15 protein-coding genes are annotated in these 14,523 nt (G+C 65.3%); 5 read left to right on the top strand and 10 right to left on the bottom strand.

Annotation, left to right across the window (positions count from 1 at the left end; all coding sequences use genetic code 11):
- A complete protein-coding gene (gene serB / locus AC5Y5O_RS14130; protein WP_096285836.1) occupies nt 1-1,236 on the bottom strand; it encodes a phosphoserine phosphatase SerB in 1,236 nt (411 codons plus the stop codon).
- Nucleotides 1,237-1,249: 13 nt separating this feature from the next.
- Nucleotides 1,250-2,992, bottom strand: a complete 1,743-nt coding sequence (gene ctaD, locus AC5Y5O_RS14125; protein WP_096290956.1) for an aa3-type cytochrome oxidase subunit I — start codon at nt 2,990-2,992, stop codon at nt 1,250-1,252.
- 213 nt (nt 2,993-3,205) lie between these two features.
- On the opposite strand from ctaD, the gene AC5Y5O_RS14120 reads away from it, so the two are divergent.
- Both AC5Y5O_RS14120 and AC5Y5O_RS14115 read left to right on the top strand, forming a co-directional pair.
- The gene (locus AC5Y5O_RS14120) at nt 3,206-4,285 is read left to right on the top strand and encodes an iron-siderophore ABC transporter substrate-binding protein (protein ID WP_096290957.1); all 1,080 of its coding nucleotides are present in this window, start codon (nt 3,206-3,208) and stop codon (nt 4,283-4,285) included.
- Between the two features lie 124 nt (nt 4,286-4,409).
- Nucleotides 4,410-5,450 (top strand): NAD(P)-dependent alcohol dehydrogenase, encoded by a 1,041-nt coding sequence (locus AC5Y5O_RS14115; protein WP_096285834.1) that lies wholly within the window; start codon nt 4,410-4,412, stop codon nt 5,448-5,450.
- Here AC5Y5O_RS14115 and AC5Y5O_RS14110 read toward each other — a convergent pair.
- The 6 genes from AC5Y5O_RS14110 to AC5Y5O_RS14085 all read right to left on the bottom strand — a co-directional run bounded on the left by AC5Y5O_RS14110 (nt 5,439) and on the right by AC5Y5O_RS14085 (nt 10,525).
- Complete coding sequence (locus AC5Y5O_RS14110; protein WP_243393819.1) at nt 5,439-5,864, bottom strand: DUF3349 domain-containing protein; 426 nt, start codon at nt 5,862-5,864, stop codon at nt 5,439-5,441. The genes AC5Y5O_RS14115 and AC5Y5O_RS14110 overlap by 12 nt on opposite strands.
- 339 nt (nt 5,865-6,203) lie before the next feature.
- Nucleotides 6,204-6,980, bottom strand: coding sequence for a pentapeptide repeat-containing protein (locus AC5Y5O_RS14105; protein ID WP_500025606.1), 777 nt, complete (start codon nt 6,978-6,980; stop codon nt 6,204-6,206).
- Nucleotides 6,981-7,043: 63 nt separating this feature from the next.
- Entirely contained in the window at nt 7,044-7,532 is a 489-nt protein-coding gene (locus tag AC5Y5O_RS14100; protein WP_096285828.1) for a hypothetical protein, read from the bottom strand.
- Between the two features lie 50 nt (nt 7,533-7,582).
- Nucleotides 7,583-8,557, bottom strand: a complete 975-nt coding sequence (gene nrdF, locus AC5Y5O_RS14095) for a class 1b ribonucleoside-diphosphate reductase subunit beta (protein WP_207768481.1) — start codon at nt 8,555-8,557, stop codon at nt 7,583-7,585.
- A gap of 198 nt (nt 8,558-8,755) precedes the next feature.
- Nucleotides 8,756-9,763 carry a YncE family protein gene (locus AC5Y5O_RS14090; protein WP_133160831.1) on the bottom strand — a complete coding sequence of 336 codons (1,008 nt, stop codon included), beginning with the start codon at nt 9,761-9,763 and terminating at the stop codon, nt 8,756-8,758.
- A 150-nt stretch (nt 9,764-9,913) separates the two neighbouring features.
- Nucleotides 9,914-10,525, bottom strand: coding sequence for a TetR/AcrR family transcriptional regulator (locus AC5Y5O_RS14085; RefSeq protein WP_133160830.1), 612 nt, complete (start codon nt 10,523-10,525; stop codon nt 9,914-9,916).
- Nucleotides 10,526-10,617: 92 nt separating this feature from the next.
- On the opposite strand from AC5Y5O_RS14085, the gene AC5Y5O_RS14080 reads away from it, so the two are divergent.
- Nucleotides 10,618-12,228, top strand: coding sequence for a phytoene desaturase family protein (locus tag AC5Y5O_RS14080; RefSeq protein ID WP_165796329.1), 1,611 nt, complete (start codon nt 10,618-10,620; stop codon nt 12,226-12,228).
- Here the strand turns inward: AC5Y5O_RS14080 and AC5Y5O_RS14075 are convergent.
- Nucleotides 12,215-12,811: a hypothetical protein gene (locus AC5Y5O_RS14075; protein WP_096285821.1), complete on the bottom strand. Its 597-nt coding sequence runs from the start codon at nt 12,809-12,811 to the stop codon at nt 12,215-12,217. The genes AC5Y5O_RS14080 and AC5Y5O_RS14075 overlap by 14 nt on opposite strands.
- Nucleotides 12,812-12,963: 152 nt before the next feature.
- Here AC5Y5O_RS14075 and AC5Y5O_RS14070 point away from each other — a divergent pair, with 152 nt between their 5' ends.
- Together AC5Y5O_RS14070 and AC5Y5O_RS14065 are read left to right on the top strand one after the other, a co-directional pair.
- Nucleotides 12,964-13,410 carry an SRPBCC family protein gene (locus AC5Y5O_RS14070; protein WP_096285819.1) on the top strand — a complete coding sequence of 149 codons (447 nt, stop codon included), beginning with the start codon at nt 12,964-12,966 and terminating at the stop codon, nt 13,408-13,410.
- Nucleotides 13,394-13,936 carry a TetR family transcriptional regulator gene (locus tag AC5Y5O_RS14065; protein ID WP_096285817.1) on the top strand — a complete coding sequence of 181 codons (543 nt, stop codon included), beginning with the start codon at nt 13,394-13,396 and terminating at the stop codon, nt 13,934-13,936. Before AC5Y5O_RS14070 ends, AC5Y5O_RS14065 begins: the two co-directional genes overlap by 17 nt.
- On the opposite strand, the gene AC5Y5O_RS14060 is transcribed toward AC5Y5O_RS14065, so the two are convergent.
- Nucleotides 13,919-14,491 carry a TetR/AcrR family transcriptional regulator gene (locus AC5Y5O_RS14060; protein WP_096285815.1) on the bottom strand — a complete coding sequence of 191 codons (573 nt, stop codon included), beginning with the start codon at nt 14,489-14,491 and terminating at the stop codon, nt 13,919-13,921. The genes AC5Y5O_RS14065 and AC5Y5O_RS14060 overlap by 18 nt on opposite strands.
- Nucleotides 14,492-14,523 lie beyond the last annotated feature (32 nt).

The following is a 14,523-nucleotide window of genomic DNA, read 5'->3' as shown; positions in this document are numbered from 1 at the left end:
CTACTCGGGCGGAATCTCGACGCGGCGCACTTCGCCGTCGACGGCATCGGCGGCCTCGATCTCGCCGCGGGTGATGCCGAGCAGAAACAGCACCGTGTCCAGGTACGGGCTGCTCAGCGACGCGTCGGCGACCGCCCGCAGCGCCGGCTTGGCGTTGAACGCCACGCCCAGCCCCGCCGCGGACAGCATGTCAATGTCGTTGGCGCCATCTCCGACGGCGACGGTCTGCGCCATCGGCACCCCGGCCTGCTGCGCAAAGTCCCTCAGCGCCTTGGCCTTTCCGGGCCGGTCGATGATCTGGCCGACGACCCGCCCGGTGAGCTTGCCGTCGACGATCTCGAGCTCGTTGGCGGCGACGAAGTCCAGCATCAGCTCTTCGGCCAGCGGTTCGATGATGCGCCGGAACCCGCCGGAGACCACGCCGCAGTGATAGCCCAGCCGCCGCAATGTGCGCACGGTGGTGCGCGCGCCGGGCATCAACTCGAGCTGGTCGGCGACCTCGTCGATCACGGTGGCGGGCAGGCCCTCCAGGGTGGCCACCCGCTGCAGCAGCGACTCGGCGAAGTCCAGCTCGCCGCGCATTGCGGCCTCGGTGATCGCGGCGACCTGACCCTCGGCACCGGCCTTGGCCGCCAGCATCTCGATGACCTCGCCCTGCACCAGCGTCGAGTCGACATCGAACACGATGAGCCGTTTGGCCCGCCGCTCCAGGCTGTAGTCCTCGACCGCGACGTCGACGCCCTCGCTGGAGGACACCTTGTTCAGCGCGGTCCGCAACGGGCCGTCGGCTCCGGGCGGCACCGAGACCCGAAGCTCCAGACCGGTCACCGGATAGTCGGAGACGCCGCGAATCAGTTCGATGTTGACGCCGAGCGCTGCGACCTCGCGGGCCACCGCGCCGAACGCCCCTGCCGTGATCGGTCGGCCCAGCACGTAGATGATGTGCGTCGACGGCTCGCGGATGATCGGCACGGCCTCGCTGCGCTCGATCGTGACGTCGAGACCGACCGCGTGGATGGCGTCCTCCACGTCGTCGCCCAGGACGATGCTTTCGGCGACTTCCGGGGGGCAGCAGAGCAACACCCCGAGCGTCAGGCGGCCCCGGATGACGACCTGCTCGACGTTGAGCAGGTCGATTCCGTGCCCGGAAAGCGCATCGAAGAGCGCCGACGTTACACCCGGTTGATCCACTCCGGTGACGGTGATGAGCACCGACACCTTAGGTGGTGTCTTCACCCGAGACGGGCCATTAGCTGCGGACTTCGACGTCGAGTCGTGTGACGTCGTGGCCTTCTTTTCCGTGCGCCCGGCCGACGTGCGACTCGGCGCGCATGCGCTCCACCATGTGTGGGTAGTGCAACTCGAAAGCCGGCCGCTCCGAACGGATTCGGGGCAGTTCGGTGAAGTTGTGCCGCGGCGGCGGGCAACTGGTCGCCCACTCCAGCGAGTTGCCGTAACCCCACGGGTCGTCGACGGTGACCACTTCGCCGTAGCGCCAGCTCTTGAAGACGTTCCACACGAACGGGAACATCGAGGCGCCCAGAATAAATGCGCCCACCGTCGAGACGATGTTCAGGCCCTGGAAGCCGTCGGTGGCCAGGTAGTCGGCGTAGCGGCGCGGCATACCCTGATCGCCCAGCCAGTGCTGCACCAGGAAGGTGGTGTGGAAGCCGATGAACGTCAACCAGAAGTGCAGCTTGCCCAGGCGTTCGTCGAGCAGCCGGCCGGTCATCTTCGGGAACCAGAAGTAGATTCCGGCGTAGGTGGCGAACACGATCGTGCCGAACAGCACGTAGTGGAAGTGCGCGACCACGAAATAGCTGTCGGTCACGTGAAAGTCCAGCGGCGGGCTGGCCAGCAGCACGCCGGTCAGGCCGCCCAGCAGGAAGGTGACCATGAAGCCGACCGAGAACAGCATCGGCGTCTCAAACGTCAACTGGCCCTTCCACATCGTGCCGATCCAGTTGAAGAACTTGATTCCGGTCGGCACCGCGATCAGGTACGTCATGAACGAGAAGAACGGCAGCAGAACGGCTCCGGTGGCGAACATGTGGTGGGCCCACACCGCGACGGACAGCGCGGCGATCGACAACGTCGCGTAGACCAGCGTGGTGTAACCGAAGATCGGCTTACGGGCGAAGACCGGGAAGATCTCCGAAACGATGCCGAAGAACGGCAGCGCGATGATGTACACCTCGGGGTGCCCGAAGAACCAGAACAGGTGCTGCCACAACAGAACTCCGCCGTTGGCCGAGTCATAGATGTGGGCACCTAGGTGACGGTCGGCGGCCAGTCCGAACAGCGCCGCGGTCAGCAGCGGGAACGCGATCAGAATCAGGATCGAGGTCACCAGGATGTTCCAGGTGAAAATCGGCATCCGGAACATCGTCATGCCGGGTGCCCGCATGCACACCACGGTGGTGATCATGTTGACCGCGCCCAGGATGGTGCCCAGACCCGCGACGGCCAGGCCCATGATCCACAGATCCCCGCCCGCGCCCGGAGAGTGGATCGCGTCGGTGAGCGGGGTGTAGGCGGTCCAGCCGAAGTCGGCGGCGCCGCCCGGCGTGATGAAACCGGCCATCGCGATCGTGGCGCCGAACAAGAACAGCCAGTACGAGAAGGCGTTCAGCCGCGGGAACGCCACGTCGGGCGCACCGATCTGGATCGGCAGCACCAGGTTGGCGAAACCGAACACGACCGGGGTCGCATAGAACAGCAGCATGATCGTGCCGTGCATGGTGAACAGCTGGTTGTACTGCTCATTCGACAAGAACTGCAGACCCGGCGCGGCCAACTCGGCACGCATCAGCAGCGCCAGCAACCCGCCGATCAAGAAGAAGGCGAAGCAGGTGACGACGTACATGATGCCGATCAGCTTGTGATCGGTCGTGGTGATCAGTTTGTAGATCAGGTTCCCTTTGGGACCAGTCCGGGCCGGGTACGGCCGCACGGCCTCGAGTTCTCCCAACGGGGGCGCTTCGGCTGTCAACAGCTCCTCCAAACATCCATCCCAGACAGGGGTTCCCCCGAATCTTAGCGCCCGATCAAGCCGCTGGCAGTGCTGGTCCTACAAACTGTCGTAATTGGCTCATCGCGGACGCCGGGCCGCGTCGGCAGACCGGTTCCCAACTGGCCGGATGTTAGCGTCGAACGCGTGCAATCAGGCGGTAGGCGACCCACCCCGAGGCCCGTCGACCGACGTCTGGTGGCCGTCGCAGCGATCGCGGCGGCCGCGGTCGTGGCGTGCGGTGGTTGCGGGTCCGGGCAGCCCGGCCCCAAGGGATCGTCGACGCGGTCGCTGGTCACCCCCACCACACAAATCGCAGGGGCCGGGGTGCTGGGCAATGACCGCAAGCCCGACGAGTCGTGCGCGCGGGATGCGGCACCGGCCGATCCCGGGCCGGCGACCCGGCAGGCCCACAACGCCGCGGGGGTCACTCCCGACTCGGTCCAGGTGCCCGCGGAGGCGCAGCGCATCGTGGTGCTCACCGGCGATCAGCTCGATGCCGTCTGCGCACTGGGCCTGCAGTCGCGGGTGGTCGCCGCCGCCCTGCCGGACGATTCCTCGAGTCAGCCGTCCTATCTGGGCGAGGCCGTCCACGCATTGCCCGGTGTGGGGACCCGCAGCAACCCCGACCTGCGCGCGATCGCCGCACTGCACCCGGATCTGATCCTGGGCTCGGTAGCGCTGACACCGCGGACGTATCCAAAGTTGGCAGCGATCGCCCCGACGGTGTTCACCGCCGCACCGGGCGGAGCCTGGCAGGACAACCTGCGCATTGTCGGCGGCGCGACGGCGCGCAGCGGTGCCGTCGACGGGTTGATCAGCGGTTTCACCCAGCGCGCCAACCAGATCGGCGCCTCCCACGACGCGGCCCACTTCCAGGCTTCGGTCGTCCAGCTGACGGTCAACAGCCTGCGGATTTACGGCGCCAACAACTTTCCGGCCAGTGTGCTCAGCGCGGTCGGGGTGGACCGGCCGGCGTCCCAGCGGTTCACCGACAAGCCCTACCTCGAGATCGGGGCCAGCGACGCCGACCTGGCCAAGGGTGCGGACTTCTCGGCGGCCGAGGCCGACGTGATCTATATGTCGTGCGCGAACCGCGCTGCCGCCGACCGTGCCGCGACGATCTTGGACAGCGCCCCGTGGCGCAAGTTGTCCGCGAACCGCGACAACCGCGTTTACATCGTCAACGACGAGGTATGGCAGACCGGGGAGGGCGTGATCGCGGCCCGGGGCATCATCGACGACCTGCGCCTGGTCAACGCCGCGATCAATTAGCTCCACCCGGTCGGTGTACGCACACATGGCCATAAGCTCATGCGTGGGTCCAGTCCGATTGGCCTGAAACCTTTACCCTAGCTAAGCTTTTCTAGGACGCAATCGAATCGAAGAGGAATTGCTAATGAGCACTGTTTCCGCGTATGCCGCCACGTCGGCCAAGGAACCGTTGACCAAGACCACGATCACCCGCCGCGACCCAGGGCCACACGACGTGGCAATCGACATCAAATTCGCCGGCATTTGCCACTCCGACATCCACACCGCCAAATCCGAATGGGGTGTGCCGAACTACCCCGTCGTCGTCGGCCATGAGATCGCCGGTGTGGTCACCGCCGTCGGCGATGAGGTGACCAAGCACAAGGTGGGCGACCACGTGGGCGTGGGCTGCATGGTCAACTCCTGCGGCCAGTGCAGCAGCTGCAAGGCCGGGCTGGAGCAGTACTGCAAGCGGGGCGCGACTTTCACCTACAACTCCACCGACAAGGACGGCACCCCGACCTACGGCGGCTACAGCCAGGCAATCGTCGTCGACGAGAACTTCGTCCTGAGCATTCCGAAGTCGTTGCCCCTGGACAAAGCCGCACCGTTGCTGTGCGCGGGCATCACGCTGTTCTCACCGCTGCGCCATTGGAAGGCCGGGGCGGGCACGAGGCTGGCGATCATCGGCCTGGGTGGCCTCGGCCACATGGGCGTCAAGCTCGGCGCGGCGATGGGTGCGGAGGTGAGCGTCTTGTCGCAGTCGCTGAAGAAGATGGAGGACGGACTGCGGCTGGGCGCCAAGAACTACTACGCCACCTCCGACCGCGACACCTTCAAGAAGCTGCGCAGCAGTTTCGACCTGATTCTCAACACCGTCTCGGCGAACCTGAAGCTCGATGACTACGTGGGCCTGCTCGACGTCGACGGGACGCTCGTCGAATTGGGCATCCCCGAGCACCCCATGGAAATCGGGGCGTTCCCGCTGGCGCTGGCGCGCCGCAGCCTGTCCGGGTCGAACATCGGCGGCATCGCCGAAACCCAGGAGATGCTCGACTTCTGCGCCGAGCACGATGTGACCCCCGAAATCGAGGTCATCGAAGCGGCTTACGTCAACGAAGCCTACGAACGGGTGCTCGCCAGCGACGTGCGCTACCGCTTCGTCATCGACATCTCAACCCTGTGAGACGCCCTCGGGCACGTCGTCGTGGCGGCACGCGATCTCTTCGGCCGCGGCGGCGTGCTCGTCGTCGGGCGCGACCGCGCTGACGCTGATACCGGCCAGCGGCCAGCCGGCGGCTGCCAGCGTGGCGGCGACGCGCTGAATGTTCTCTTTGCCCGGGTCGTGGTGGGTCGTCTTGGTGATGAACTCGGCGATCTCGTCCTTGCTAACGACGCCGTCAGCTCCCGGCTGCGATTCCTTCGCGGCAATGTTGTGAGCGACCTCTTCGAGCTGCTCTTCGGTCAAGGGGGTGCTCCGCAGCAGGGCGAACAATGCCACCTGGTCCGGGCCGGGGACGCCTTGCGGGTAGCCGACGTCCAGCCAGCGGATCACTGACTTGAGAAATTTCGCGTGCTTGTGAGAGTGATGTTCCGACACCCCCTCAGTCTCGTGGTACGGATGGTGCCGTGGCCTACGACCATGGCGACTATTCATATGCCGTTCACGACCTGAACATCTAGTGCCGGAGCCCGCCAATGCCGGGCTGCCGACGAGCCGTCCGGCGAATCAGTGCTCGTTGCCGCTCCAGCGAATTAAGATGAGCGGGCCGACAACGGCCCGGGCCCAGCCCGGAAGAACGGAGTGGTCATGTCTCGTCGCACGAGCAAACTCGTCGTCGCACTGGTTCTCACCTTCGCCGCCGTCACGACCGCGGGGTGCACCATCAACTGCCCAGACGGCCTCGGGGTCTGCGGCATTAGCTGAAAGCTCCTACGCCTAGCGGCGGAGCTCTTCGGCCGCCGCACATGGTTGGTCGCGCGGCGGAGGGTTGAACCCCGGTGGCCACGACGTCGAACCGTCGTAGTGGACGCATCTGAACACCGCACCATTGAGATTGGCGGTTTTCAGGTTGGCGCGATACAGCACCGTCTGATCGAACATTGCCCCCGTGAGATTGGCGCGGTCCAGATCGGCGCCGCTCAAATTGGTGCCTTTCATTTCAGTTTCCGATAGATCCGCAGCAACGAGATCCGCGTGGTCGAGACGGGCAAAATTGAAACTCGCGCCGGACAGATTCGAGTTATTGAATATCGCTCCCTCGAGTTGCGCGTCGTCGAAGTTGGCGTGCGCCAGCTGAAGTCCGCGCAGATGCTGCCCGCGCAGATCAAGACCCCCGAATGGCCGCGGTTGATAGGGGTCGACGGCAGAGTGGTCGCGTACGAATCGGAGATTTTCCAGCCGCAATGCCCGGTCCTCTCGAGCATCGTCGAGCAGGGCCTGGCCCTTGATTGTCCCCACCGCCACGATGGCGCCGGTAACCAGCGCGACGACGGTGGGAATGACGAGCTCGCTGAAAAACCAGGGCAGTTCGCGGTGTTTGCGCGGCTTGCCGGAAGGTGGCGGATTCGAGACGGGCGGCGGCGTCGCCGGTGCGACGCGCCGGGCTCGTGGGCGGCCCGCGACCGCGGGTCGTGTGCACCGCGGCCTGCGGGATCCGCCGCTAAGGGATAACGCCCGCCTTTGCGCATGGGTGACGACCACAGCCTGTGCCATGGGCGCAGGCTATCGGCGAGCACCGAAGACCACACAAAATGTGGGCATCGAGATAGTTGCGCGTTAGCGGTTCTCTTCGCGCAGGGCCTGCATCGCCAGGTTGTTGAGCAATTGCCGGCCGACCTCGGTGCGCAATTGCGGCAGCATCGCCGAGACGACACCCGCGGCGGTCAGAGCGAGGCGGACCAGACCGTCGGGCGTGGCGTCCGCGTCGCCCAGCACCTCGTATTCGACGCCGGGATCTCCCGCATGTTGGGCCATCGCCATCCGGGCCACCAACCGGTTGTCGCGTTCGAGCTCGACCTCGTCGAGTCCGGACGCCTGGGTCAGGGTTTGGCCGATCTCCGCGATTTCGTGCGGTTCACACAGCTGAGCCACCAGTTGCCAGAAGATCGACACGGTGGCGCGGATCAGCTGCGGAAGCCGTTCACTTGGAATGACCTCGTCGTCGAGGACGACGCGCATGCCGGCTTCGTCGCCGCGCTCCCCGTGCTGAATGAGCGCCAAGGCGCGTCGGAAGTCGGCCGCGCCGACGGGCTCGTCATCGCTCACCTGTCCATCCTGCCCGGATCTGTCGGGCCCTGGCATCGCGGCCTGCGAATCTAGAAGTCCCAGTCCTCGTCCTCGGTGACGACGGCCTTGCCGATGACGTAGGAGGACCCCGAACCGGAGAAGAAGTCGTGGTTCTCGTCGGCGTTCGGCGATAGTGCCGACAGGATAGCCGGGTTCACATCGGTCTCGTCGCGCGGGAACAGCGCCTCGTAGCCCAGGTTCATCAGCGCCTTGTTTGCGTTGTAGCGCAAGAACTTTTTGACGTCCTCGGTCAGCCCGACCTCGTCGTAGAGGTCCTGGGTGTACTCCACCTCGTTGTCGTACAGCTCGAAGAGCAGCTCGTAGGTGTAGTCCTTGAGCTCGGCGCGCTTGGTCTCGTCGACCATCGCCAGCCCGCGCTGGAACTTGTAGCCGATGTAATAACCGTGCACCGCCTCGTCGCGGATGATCAGCCGGATCATGTCGGCGGTGTTGGTCAGCTTGGCCCGGCTCGACCAGTACATGGGCAGGTAGAAGCCCGAGTAGAACAGGAAGCTTTCCAGCAGCGTGGAGGCCACCTTGCGCTTGAGCGGCTCGTCGCCGCGGTAGTACTCCATGACGATCTCGGCCTTGCGCTGCAGGTTGGGGTTCTCCTCGGACCAGCGGAAGGCGTCGTCGATCTCGTTCGTGGAGCACAGCGTGGAGAAGATCGAGCTGTAGCTCTTGGCGTGCACCGACTCCATGAACGCGATGTTGGTGTAGACGGCCTGCTCGTGCGGCGTCAGCGCATCGGGAATCAGGCTGACCGCGCCGACGGTGCCCTGGATGGTGTCGAGCAACGTCAGCCCGGTGAAGACGCGCATCGTGAGCTGTTTCTCGTTGGCGGTCAGCGTCCCCCATGACGGGATGTCATTTGACACCGGCACCTTCTCCGGCAACCAGAAGTTTCCGGTCAGCCGGTCCCACACCTCGGCGTCTTTCTCGTCTTGCACCCGGTTCCAGTTGATCGCCGAAGCACGGTCGATCAGCTTCATGTTTTCGGTCACCAGAACCCCACTTCACACACTGTTTTGCCGGAGGGACGTCAGGCTCCAGACACTACCCCTGGGGTCGGACATCCTGCCGTAACACAAGAAGTTGTGTTTGCGTGTCGCAACCCGGGCCACGTTGGAGTGTTCGCGTCGCCTCCGAGATCCATTGTGCCGTCTGCTCCGGGTGGCGCCTTCAAACCCACAAGGCCGTGGTTATGGCGCGGTGTCGATGACTTGCAGTACTCCACCGGAAACGCCGGCCACGAACAGACGACCGCTTTTCGGGTCGACGCCCACGGTGTAGGGGTCCGGTACCGTCCGGATTCGTTGTCGCTCAACGGGAGTGGGCCCGTTCATGTCGTAGCCGATCACTTCGTTGGTGCCCGAAGAGGCAACCCAAAGCCGGTCGCGCACAGCGTCGTAGGCAATGCCGTACGGTCCGCCCGGCTGAGCAATGCTCGCTACCTCATGCGGTGCGGGCAGCGCAGCGAACACCCGCACCGTGTTGCCGCGGGTATCGGTCGCGATCATCCGTCCGTGCTGGTCAACGACCAGATGAGTAGGACCCGCGCCGGCCGGCGTGGATCCCACGATGGTCAACCGCTCGGCGTCGTACACGGTCAGGTCGTTCTTCCGCACATCGAGCACGCCCACCGTGGTCCCAGCTGCCGCCGTGCCGGCCGGCTGCACACTGTCGGTGAAGACCTTCACGATCTGGCCATGACGCAACACCGCCACGGTGCCGCCGAGTTCGTTGGCGACGAAGACGGTGCCATTGGTCGCCTCAGCCGCATCATGCGGCGCGGTGCCGGTGACGATGGGCGGCGATAGCTTCCCTTGCGGCAAGCCGACTTGCACCAACGCATTGGCGGTCTCGACCGGGACCAGCACAGGACCGCCGGGCGCGGCGAGCTGCAGATGCCGGACCGTCCCCGGCAGCGAAACCCGGCCGGTGATGTCGCCCGAGTCCGCATCGATCAGCACCAGTTCATTGGGGTCGCGCGTCGCAACCGCGACGGTTCGCGTTGACGCGTCCACGACCACACCTTCGGGCTGGTGTCCCACCGGGATGGTCCGCCCAACGAGCCCGTCGGGGGGAATGGGTGGCCCCTTGAGCGGTTCGGCCGCCGGCGGTAGCCCGGTCGCGGGCGGGCGGGTGCCTTCGGTCGCAACCCCCGGCGGCAGCATGCCGGTGGTCGTGGATCCCGCGGACGTCGGCACGGCCGCATCGTGACCGCAGGCTGCCATCATCGCGGTGGCGAGGCAGACAACGGCCTGCGATGAGAGCTTGCGGATCACTTGCACGGTTTTCGGGTACCCCGAGCGGACCGCATCAATCCGACGGTGTTGGGCGGCAAGCGGTTTCGTTGGTCAATCCAATCCGGCTTCGCGCAGGGTGTGCGTGAGCCCGTCTTCCAGCGCGCTGAGCGCGATGTCGGTCAGCCGGCTCAGCTCGTCGATATCCTCGCCGGCTTTGCTCATCCACGCCTCCAGCGAGGCGAAAACCGCCGTCGCCAGGCTGTGCGACGCGATGTCGGCGATCATGGCGCCTTCAACGGCCAAGCTGGTCGGCTTCGACCGCGCGTGGATGAACCGGCTGATCTCGTCGGCGACCTGATCGCGCATCCGCCCGATGTGCGTGGTGATGATGTCCTGGTCGAGGTCACGCGACCGGATGGTGGCGGCCTCGCGGACCATCGCGAAGTCAAAAGGGAAGGCGTCCACGGCTTTTCGCACCGAGGCGGTGACGGGTTCACCGTGCGGACGCAAAGCCAGTGCGCGGGCGAACCATTCGAAGCCGATGTCGTAGTCCGCGAAGATCACCGCGTGCTTGGACGGGAAGTGCCGATAAAAGGTGCGCTCGGTGACTCCGACATCGGCGGCGATGTCGGACACGCTGGTCTGGTGCACGCCATCGGCGACGAAGCGCTTCATCGCCGCCTGGATCAAGGCCTGCCGCGTCCGCTGACTACGAGATTCCACCAGGCAAGCAGACACCAAATGTCAGCATTGACGCAACTATGTCAGATATGACATTGTGCGTGGAGCCGGGGATCACGCAGCGAGGAGTCAGCATGGCGGACTACGACGCAATCGTCATCGGAGCAGGTCACAACGGATTAGTTGCCGCGAATGTGCTGGCCAAGAACGGCGCGAAAGTCCTGGTCCTGGAACGCGCCCACTTCCTCGGCGGCATGGCCGCGACCCGCGAACTCTTCGACGGCTACAAGCACAGCGTCGGTGCCTGGGCCGTGCTGATCTGGCGCCAGGAGATGACCGAACGGCTGGAGCTCACGCGGTGGGGCTTCGAGCTGATGGATCAGTGGACGTCGACGTGCACGTTCGGCCCCGGCACTGAAGCCGAAGACACCCCGTTCGTGATGTACAACGACTTGGAGCGGATGGGGCGCCATCTCCTCGAGGATCACGGGGCCGACGTCGCGACCGCGCTCGGCGGATTATTCGCGCACATAGGAAGATTCGCGCCCTACTTCGTCGACTCGGCGTTCGGTCCGCCGCTGGACATCATCGAAGTGATCGCCTCGCAGCCCACGCCTGCGGACCGGCACGACTTCGCCCAGATGTGGTACGGCAGCACGATGGACACCGTCCGGCGATTCCTTGCACCCGACCAGGGGCGCTGCATCCAGGGTTCGCTGGCCGCGATGTCGATCGACGCGTTCGACGGCGGACCCTGGACTCCAGGCTCGAATGCGTCGACGCTATACCACTACCTGATCGGCGGCGGCAACGTCGAATACATCATGCCGCGCGGCGGCATCGGCGCACTGAGCACCGCACTGTGCCGGCGCGCGGAGTCGCTGGGCGCCGAAGTACAGTGCAAACAGCACGTCAAGGAGATCCTGGTCGAGAACGGACGCGCCACCGGGGTCCAATTACGGGATGGCACAACGATTTCCGCCGATGCGGTGCTGTCGTCGCTGGACCCATACACCACCTTCGTCAATCTGGCCGGCGCGCAGAACTTTCCGCCCGACTACATCCGCAAGATCAAGGAGATCAACTTCAACCTGGGATACATCCAGGCCCATCTCACCATCGACCAAGCGCCGCAATGGATCGAGCGCTTACAGCCCTACCTGCACGACAACGGCCAGTGGTGTCCGACAGTCGCTTACGCGCCGTCGCCGGAATACATCAGTGACGCGTGGGAGCAGTACCGCAAGGGCATGCTGCCCGATGCACCTCCCACCTACCTGTACATACCGAGCATGGTCGACTCGTCGCTGGCGCCCGAAGGCAAGCACAGCGCAACGATTTTCACGCCCTACTTCCCCACCGGGCTCGACGCCGACGAAAACCGAAGCTGGAAAGAGCAATACGCCGACACCTGCGTCGGGATTTTCGACAAGTTCGCGCCCGGGTTCGCCGACTCGGTGACCAACCGAGTCGTCTTCTCCAACCGCTACTTCGGCAGCACATTCAGCGCACACGCCGGCGACTACTCGCATGGGTTGTTGCAGCCCAACCAGTTGTGGACCGGTCGCGTCGTCGAGGGAGCCGACAAGTTCGCCACTCCGGTCGACGGGCTCTTTCTCTGCGGCCAGTGCACCCATCCGGGCCCGGGAGTCACCGGCATCCCCGGGTGGAACGGCGCCGAAGCGGCACTCGAGCACCTCAACGCACGGATCGCGGTACGACCGGTCTCGACTACATCTGAGTGATCGTGCAGTCGTAGAAAGCCCAGAGCTGAATCCGGTCGGCGTCGGTGTAGATCTTGATTTCGACAGGACCGCTGCCGCCGGCCGGGACGACGAAGGTGAACGTGGTGGGTCTGGCGGTGTCCTCGAAACTGGCCGCCACACCAGGGCCTTCCACGCGGTAGTACCCGGGGTAGTGCGGTCCTACCGCGATGCTTGTCGCCCGACAGGTGACCAAGACCCCGCGGCCCGTCGGGGCCTGCGCCAGCGTGAGCCGCAGATAGGGCTGAAACTGCGGGTTGCCCGTGAACGTCCCGACCGACGCGAAAGCATTGGCGCCGGCCGTGTAGTAGGCGACGGTCTCGAAATCGAGCCACGCGACTCCGTCGACCGCGGGCCGGCGCGGGCTCAGCACGGCGAGCGTCGCAAGCGGGGCAGCATTTAAATCCGCCACCGCGTCGCCCGCGGTGTCGAGAATCTCGCGTTGACCGACTGTTGTGGTCAGCACCGGAATGCGGTTCACCTGCAAGCCAGGCCGCTTCTCGAGCTCTCGCAGGCGAGCCACCAGCGTCTTCGGCAGCGAAGCCGCCGCAATGACATCCGACATTGTCGTGCTCCTCTCGTGAGGTGTAATCCGTTGTGTGGAAAAGGTTTATCTCGCGGCCAGCAAGCGCGATAGCGTAGTGCACTACTCATTTGATCGGCCGAAAGGTCGGGGCGCCCTAGGCAGCACGTGCTGTTTTATGTACCATCTGGTACATGTTTGATGAAGACAGCATCGAGATCGATGCGGCGGCGCAGTTGGTATGGGATGTCTTCACCGATGTCGAGCACTGGCCCGACTGGACCGCGTCCGTGACCTCGCTTACCGGGCTGGACGGACCCGTCCTGGCCATCGGCAAACGGTTCGCGATCAAGCAGCCCGGCATGCAGAAGCTGGTCTGGCAGGTTACCGAGCTTGAACCGGGGTCATCCTGGACGTGGGTGCAACGCTCCCCTGGCGTGCTGGTCCGCGCCCGCCACGATGTCATCGGTCAGCCGGACGGCCGCACGCTGGTGCGCCAGCAACTCGACCAGGGCGGCGTCCTCGGGGCGCTCGTCGGGCGGCTGATGGCCAAGAAGACCAAGCGCTTTCTCGAACTGGAAGCCCACGGACTCAAGGCCCGCTCGGAGCAGCTCAGCCGGGCCCATGGCCCGCACCCCTGACCTGGCGCGGCGCCGGCAGCTCCTCAACTCGCTGATCGACGAATTCGCCGACGGCGGCATCGGCGACCGCTCCCTGCGTCAGATAGCCGACGCCGTCGGCACCAGTCATCGAATGTTGCTGCACCACTTCGGTTCTCGAGAAGAACTGTTACTGACGGTCGTCGAGGAGGTCGAGCAACGCCAGATGGGGCTGCTCCCCGAGTTGCCGTCGGACGCCGCCGACGGCTTCACCACGATGTGGGCCGACCTGCGCCGGCCGGAGCTGCGCCGGCTGGAGCGCCTGTTCTTCGAGTGCTACGCGCGCGCCGCCCAGGGTGAAAAGCCCTTCGCCCGAATGGTTCCCAATGCCGTCAACGACTGGTTGGGCGCGGTGGATGCCGCCGCGAAAGGCACGGCAGACCCGGCGATGGCCAGGCTCGGCCTGGCCGTCACGCGGGGTCTGCTGCTGGATCTGGTCGCCACCAACGACGACCGCGGCGTGGACGCCGCCGCGCAGGCTTTCGCCGATTTACTTCGCTTTGGGTAGAACCGAGATGAGAGTGTCGACGAGCTCCGCGGCGTCGGTGTGCCACTTGTCCAAATCCATGTGACCGCTCAGGTCCAAACCCGTGATGCCGTGGGCGCTGGTCAACAGCAGGGCTGCATAGCGGCTCGCCTGCTGCGGACCGGTGATGCGGCCCACGATGTCCAGAAATAAATCCTGCGCGCGCTGGGCCACCCGCATCGCCTCGGTCGGGTCACCCGCCGGCGGGGTGAACATCAACCGGTACAGGTGGGGCCGGGTGCGGCCGATATCGATCAACGAGAGTAGCCCGGTGCGCAAGCACTCCTCGGGCGAATCGTCGCTGTTGACCAATGACTCCAGGGCGTCGCCCAATTCGCTCAGGGCGTTCATCGCCACCACCGCCAGCAGCGACTCCTTGTCGGCGAAGTGGCGATAGGCCGCCGAGCGCGAAACACCAGCCCGGGCACCGACTTCGCGCAGCGTCACCGCTTCGACTCCGCCGAGATCGAGTAACACCTCGGCGGCCTCCAGCAGCGAGCGGCGGGTCGCCGCAGCACTCTCCGCGCGTGTCGTCACCCGCCGAGCATAAGCCAGCCCTCCAGTTGACA

Source organism: Mycobacterium sp. NGS40 (genome assembly GCF_059812735.1).
The sequence above is the reverse complement of the archived record's forward strand: the minus strand, read 5'-3'. Positions and strand labels throughout refer to the sequence as shown.

Bases quoted from the DNA above. Each gene is read 5' to 3' on its own strand.
- AC5Y5O_RS14080 (WP_165796329.1), top strand. From the start codon at position 10,618: ATGGCGGACTACGACGCAATCGTCATCGGAGCAGGTCACAACGGATTA.
- AC5Y5O_RS14105 (WP_500025606.1), bottom strand. From the start codon at position 6,980: ATGGCACAGGCTGTGGTCGTCACCCATGCGCAAAGGCGGGCGTTATCC.
- AC5Y5O_RS14065 (WP_096285817.1), top strand. From the start codon at position 13,394: ATGGCCCGCACCCCTGACCTGGCGCGGCGCCGGCAGCTCCTCAACTCG.
- AC5Y5O_RS14070 (WP_096285819.1), top strand. From the start codon at position 12,964: ATGTTTGATGAAGACAGCATCGAGATCGATGCGGCGGCGCAGTTGGTA.
- AC5Y5O_RS14075 (WP_096285821.1), bottom strand. From the start codon at position 12,811: ATGTCGGATGTCATTGCGGCGGCTTCGCTGCCGAAGACGCTGGTGGCT.
- AC5Y5O_RS14115 (WP_096285834.1), top strand. From the start codon at position 4,410: ATGAGCACTGTTTCCGCGTATGCCGCCACGTCGGCCAAGGAACCGTTG.